Raw genomic sequence first — 2,073 nt, 5'->3', positions numbered from 1 at the left:
CTTCGGCGTTGTAAGGTTAAGCCTCACGGTTCATTAGTATCGGTTAGCTCAACGTATCGCTACGCTTACACACCCGACCTATCAACGTCATCGTCTTTAACGTTCCTTCAGGAGACTTAAAGTCTCAGGGAGAACTCATCTCGGGGCAAGTTTCGTGCTTAGATGCTTTCAGCACTTATCTCTTCCGCATTTAGCTACCGGGCAATGCCATTGGCATGACAACCCGAACACCAGTGATGCGTCCACTCCGGTCCTCTCGTACTAGGAGCAGCCCCCCTCAATTCTCCAGCGCCCACGGCAGATAGGGACCGAACTGTCTCACGACGTTCTAAACCCAGCTCGCGTACCACTTTAAATGGCGAACAGCCATACCCTTGGGACCTACTTCAGCCCCAGGATGTGATGAGCCGACATCGAGGTGCCAAACACCGCCGTCGATATGAACTCTTGGGCGGTATCAGCCTGTTATCCCCGGAGTACCTTTTATCCGTTGAGCGATGGCCCTTCCATTCAGAACCACCGGATCACTATGACCTGCTTTCGCACCTGCTCGCGCCGTCACGCTCGCAGTCAAGCTAGCTTATGCCATTGCACTAACCTCCTGATGTCCGACCAGGATTAGCTAACCTTCGTGCTCCTCCGTTACTCTTTGGGAGGAGACCGCCCCAGTCAAACTACCCACCAGACACTGTCCGCAACCCCGGTCAGGGGCCAACGTTAGAACATCAAACATTAAAGGGTGGTATTTCAAGGTTGGCTCCACGCAGACTGGCGTCCACGCTTCAAAGCCTCCCACCTATCCTACACATCAAGGCTCAATGTTCAGTGTCAAGCTATAGTAAAGGTTCACGGGGTCTTTCCGTCTTGCCGCGGGTACACTGCATCTTCACAGCGAGTTCAATTTCACTGAGTCTCGGGTGGAGACAGCCTGGCCATCATTACGCCATTCGTGCAGGTCGGAACTTACCCGACAAGGAATTTCGCTACCTTAGGACCGTTATAGTTACGGCCGCCGTTTACCGGGGCTTCGATCAAGAGCTTCTCCTTACGGATAACCCCATCAATTAACCTTCCGGCACCGGGCAGGCGTCACACCGTATACGTCCACTTTCGTGTTTGCACAGTGCTGTGTTTTTAATAAACAGTTGCAGCCAGCTGGTATCTTCGACTGATTTCAGCTCCACCCGCAGGGGCTTCACCTACATATCAGCGTGCCTTCTCCCGAAGTTACGGCACCATTTTGCCTAGTTCCTTCACCCGAGTTCTCTCAAGCGCCTTGGTATTCTCTACCTGACCACCTGTGTCGGTTTGGGGTACGATTTGATGTTACCTGATGCTTAGAGGCTTTTCCTGGAAGCAGGGCATTTGTTACTTCAGCACCGTAGTGCCTCGTCATCACACCTCAGCGTTAATAAGGTACCGGATTTACCTGGAACCTCCGCCTACATGCTTAAACCGGGACAACCGTCGCCCGGCTAACATAGCCTTCTCCGTCCCCCCTTCGCAGTAACACCAAGTACAGGAATATTAACCTGTTTCCCATCGACTACGCCTTTCGGCCTCGCCTTAGGGGTCGACTCACCCTGCCCCGATTAACGTTGGACAGGAACCCTTGGTCTTCCGGCGTGCGGGCTTTTCACCCGCATTATCGTTACTTATGTCAGCATTCGCACTTCTGATACCTCCAGCAACCCTCACAGGCCACCTTCGCAGGCTTACAGAACGCTCCCCTACCCAACAACACATAGTGTCGCTGCCGCAGCTTCGGTGCACAGTTTAGCCCCGTTACATCTTCCGCGCAGGCCGACTCGACCAGTGAGCTATTACGCTTTCTTTAAATGATGGCTGCTTCTAAGCCAACATCCTGGCTGTCTGTGCCTTCCCACATCGTTTCCCACTTAACTGTGACTTTGGGACCTTAGCTGGCGGTCTGGGTTGTTTCCCTCTTCACGACGGACGTTAGCACCCGCCGTGTGTCTCCCGTGATAACATTCTTCGGTATTCGTAGTTTGCATCGGGTTGGTAAGTCGGGATGACCCCCTAGCCGAAACAGTGCTCTACCCCCGAAGATGA

At 53.3% G+C, this 2,073-nt stretch carries 1 rRNA gene; it reads right to left on the bottom strand.

What is annotated here, in order from left to right:
• Positions 1-12 precede the first annotated feature (12 nt).
• A 23S ribosomal RNA gene (locus PGS10_RS24865) occupies positions 13-2,073 on the bottom strand; the annotation flags it as partial.

It is taken from the genome of Klebsiella sp. 141153 (assembly GCF_032601995.1).
Lineage (GTDB): Bacteria > Pseudomonadota > Gammaproteobacteria > Enterobacterales > Enterobacteriaceae > Klebsiella > Klebsiella aerogenes.
The sequence above is the reverse complement of the archived record's forward strand: the minus strand, read 5'-3'. Positions and strand labels throughout refer to the sequence as shown.